Genomic DNA, 3,778 nt, shown 5'->3' with positions numbered 1-3,778 from the left:
CGCGGCCGGAGAGGACTGGTGTCACGGAAGTGCTCCTCGTGCTCGGGCGGGTCGCGACGTCGCGGCCCCGCCGGTCCGCACCCGCGGTGGGCGCAGGGGTCGTCCTGCACGCTAGGAGCCCGTGGCGTCCCGTGGCATGAGGGATTCCCCGGCAGTTCCCGGGCCCGGCATACGGGGGAACACCTAGACGGCGACCCGGCCCGACGGCGATCCTGAGGCCGGTGGGCGGCGTCGCGAAGAACGATGGGCGACGGATGTATCAGACGGGTGACCCGTCCCTCTTGTCCCGGTGGAGGAGTGTCGGCCGACGCTCCGACCCGCGTGTCGAAGGAGCGAGATGGGACGCAGCCGCACGAGCCAGGAGGGGTGTGACCAGTGACGATGGTTGTCGACCCCACCGGCCCGGCCATAGAATCAGGCGCTTCCGGGGACCCCCCGCTGATGCCTGGACGGACGAGCGTGCCGAGGACAGTGCCCCCCATGACGAGAACGACCGACGAGGTGCCCGATACCGACGAACCCGGGCTGAGCCTGGGGGACCGGGGCGCGCTCGCGCTCCTCGAGTACCGCGACGGTCGCCCCCACGCCCTCGGCGAGTTCGTCCGCGAGGCGACGCCCCTGCTCTGGCACACGGTGCGGGCCCAGGGCGTCGAGCGCGAGCAGGCCGACGACATCGTCCAGACCGTGTGGGTCGCGCTCGTGCGCAACGCGATGACGATCAAGGAGCCGCACGCCGTCCTCAAGTGGCTGCTCATCACGGCCAAGCGCGCCGCGTGGGAGGCCGTGCGCAAGCACCGCGACGAGGCGAAGCGCCGCACCGAGCTCCCCGACGACACCGACGAGGGAGTGCCGGAGCTCCCCTCGGGCGACCCGACGCCGGACGTCGAGGTGCTCCGCAACGAGCGCGACCGCACGCTGTGGGCCGCGCTGGACCAGCTGCCGGACCGCTGCCGGCGGCTCCTGCGGCTGGTGTCGCTCGCCGACCGACCCGACTACAAGGCCATCTCGGCCGCGATCGGCATGCCCGTCGGGAGCATCGGCTCCACGCGCGGTCGCTGCCTCGCCAAGCTGCGCGACATCATCGACGACCAGGGGGAATCGTGGGAAGCATCATGAGCACCGAGCCGACGCACAGCCCCGACGAGCCGCTCGACGCCGTCGACCTCGCGCTGCTCGCGGAGCTGGCGCGGATCGCGGAGGAGATCGACCCCGTGCCCGACGGCCTCGTGGACCGGTCGCTGTTCGCGATCACCCTCGCCGGCCTCGAGGCCGAGGTCATGGAGCTGGAGTACGTCCAGGTCCCCGAGATGTCCGTGCGGGGCGACGCGCCGCCCGTCGAGGCGCGCACCATCACGTTCACGTCCGAGTCCGTCACGGTCATGATCTCGCTGTCGGCGACCGACGACGGACGCATCCGCATCGACGGCTGGGCCGCCCCGGCGACGGCGCTGCGCGTCGAGCTGCACCGCCCCGGCACCGTCAGCGAGACCACGAGCGACGACGACGGCCGCTTCGTCTTCGACGCCGTCGACCGCGGCCCGGCGAGCCTCGTCGTGCGCCGTGCCGACGGCGCCGGCGGCGCCGTGAGCACCCCGGTCGTCGAGCTGTAGCCGCCCTCGTGCCGCGGGCGACCTCTCGCCCGCGGCACGACGGCGTCCCGCCCCCACCCCCTTCCGCGCACCCGTGCGCGGCCGCGCCCGTCGACGTCGACGCCCGCGGCACCGACTGAACGCCATCCCTCGAGGAGGAGCACGTGAGCGAGACCCCCGAACCCCCCGTCGACGTGACCGGCCCCGGCTACTACGGCGACAGGCCGAACCGGCTCCAGTGGCGCACGCGTACGATCGACCCGGTCAGCGCGCCGCGCCGCGCGGGGAAGCAGTCCCCCCACCCGACGTGGTATGTCGGCGACCGCATCCTCATCCCCGAGTCGCCGTTCGACCGCGAGGGCAACCGCTCGCTCCGGTGGCTCGAGCGCGCGGCGGCCGACCGCGGGCTCCGGGTCGAGGTGCAGGAGGAGAGCATCGAGGACGCCGAGCTCGTGCGCGAGGCCGACCTCGACCCCGAGACGACGCGCGACCTGCTCAAGACCTTCGGCTACTCCGTGCGTCTGCACTACCGCGACGACCGCCAGGGCGCGCTCCCCGATGCCTGGGGGCTGATCGAGGAGCTGCGCGGGCGGCTGTGCCCCGACGACGGGTGCAGCCCGCGGCTCGCTCTGGACCACATGATCGCGCCGACGCCGTTCATCGGCGGCCAGCCCTACACCCAGCCGTTCCCGTACACGCAGCCGCTGCCGTACACGCAGCCGTTGCCGTACACGCAGCCGTTGCCGTACACGCAGCCGTTGCCGTACACCCAGCCGCTGCCGTACACGCAGTCGCTCGGTGCGGGGACCGCGGAGTACGCCGTGCCGGGATCCGGCGGACGGACACCGGTGAGCTGGATCGGCCCCGTGCCGCGGCGCAGGCTTCCCGCCGGCGCGAACCCCTACGTGTCGGGCGACGGGGTGCGGCGTCCTGTCGTCGCGGTGCTCGACACCGGCGTGGGCGAGCACCCGTGGTTCGACGACGACCTGGAGACGCGGGGGACGGTCGTCGTGCGCGACCCGGAGCTCCTCGGGCAGCCCCTCTCCACCCTCCCCCCGACCGAGTACCCGTACGAGGATCCCGAGATCGGAGGCGTCTCGGTCTCGCCGCTCACCGGGCCGCTCGATGCCGTGGCCGGGCACGGGACCTTCATCGCGGGCCTCGTCCACCAGCTCTGCCCGGACGCCGTCATCCTCGCCCCGCGTCTCTACGGAGGGTCGGGGGTCGTCCCCGAGCGGGAGCTCCTCCGCTCGCTGCGGAGGCTGCTGCTCTGGCACGTCCTCGGGCTGACGGGCCGCGACGGCTACGCGCCGATCGACGTCCTGGTGCTCTCGCTCGGCTACTACCACGAGCGTCCCGAGGACGCCGACTTCGACGCCCCGTTCGGAGCGCTCATCCGAGCGCTCCGTCGCTACGGGGTCATCGTCGTCGTCTCGTCGGGCAACGACGGGCAGACCCGGCCGACCTACCCGGCCGCGTTCGCCCCGCGCATCGACCGGAAGGTGAGCCCGCCCGTCCCGTTCGACGGGGTCGCTCTCCCCGAGGACGAGCCGCCGGTGCTCGCCGTAGGAGCCCAGAACCCGGACGGGACGGTGTCGCTCTTCAGCAACGACGGTCCGTGGATCACGTGCACCCGGCCCGGTGCCTCGTTGGTCTCGACCATCCCGCGGACCATCGACGGCGCTGTCGCGCCGTCCCGGCACGTGCGCGAGCTGTGGGGCCCGGGCTTCCGCGCGACGATCGACCCTGAGGGCTTCCAGGGCGGGTTCGCCACGTGGAGCGGGACGTCCTTCGCCGCACCTGTGCTCGCCGGTGAGCTGGCGGCCACGCTGCTCGACCGCATCGCCGACGATCCCACCGCGCCCGGTGTGGTGGACCCGGGCCGGGGTGCGCCCGAGCGCTGCGCCTGGCTGTGGCCGTCCATTACCCTGGCGACGGGTCTGGTCCCGACCCCGGGTGACGACGCATGAGGTGATGAGTGGTCAGCAACCAGGCGGTGCTCGAGTCCCGCCTGGCGGCCGCACAGGCGACGAACGCCCGTGGGCGCCACCGGCGCGCGATCCGTGCCTTCGAGGAGATCGTCGCCGAGGTCGAGGCGCAGGGGGACGGGGCGACTCGCGAGGCCGTGTACGTGGCCGCCCGGGCAGGCATGAGTCGCGCCGTCGCGGAGTTCGAGCTGTCCGGGTCGC

General features: G+C 73.4%; 4 protein-coding genes. All 4 read left to right on the top strand.

Annotated features, from left to right (window positions below):
- Positions 1–480: 480 nt before the first annotated feature.
- Positions 481–1,116, top strand: a complete 636-nt coding sequence (locus ABWU78_RS20815; RefSeq protein ID WP_439159381.1) for an RNA polymerase sigma factor — start codon at positions 481–483, stop codon at positions 1,114–1,116.
- Positions 1,113–1,610 (top strand): hypothetical protein, encoded by a 498-nt coding sequence (locus ABWU78_RS20810; protein WP_439159380.1) that lies wholly within the window; start codon positions 1,113–1,115, stop codon positions 1,608–1,610. Before ABWU78_RS20815 ends, ABWU78_RS20810 begins: the two co-directional genes overlap by 4 nt.
- Before the next feature lie 143 nt (positions 1,611–1,753).
- Complete coding sequence (locus ABWU78_RS20805; RefSeq protein WP_375822272.1) at positions 1,754–3,559, top strand: S8/S53 family peptidase; 1,806 nt, start codon at positions 1,754–1,756, stop codon at positions 3,557–3,559.
- 8 nt (positions 3,560–3,567) lie between these two features.
- Positions 3,568–3,778: hypothetical protein (locus ABWU78_RS20800; protein ID WP_439159379.1), on the top strand; the 211-nt coding region annotated here is incomplete at its 3' end.

It is taken from the genome of Cellulosimicrobium sp. CpK407 (assembly GCF_051844275.1).
Classification (GTDB): domain Bacteria; phylum Actinomycetota; class Actinomycetes; order Actinomycetales; family Cellulomonadaceae; genus Cellulosimicrobium; species Cellulosimicrobium cellulans_G.
The sequence above is the reverse complement of the archived record's forward strand: the minus strand, read 5'-3'. Positions and strand labels throughout refer to the sequence as shown.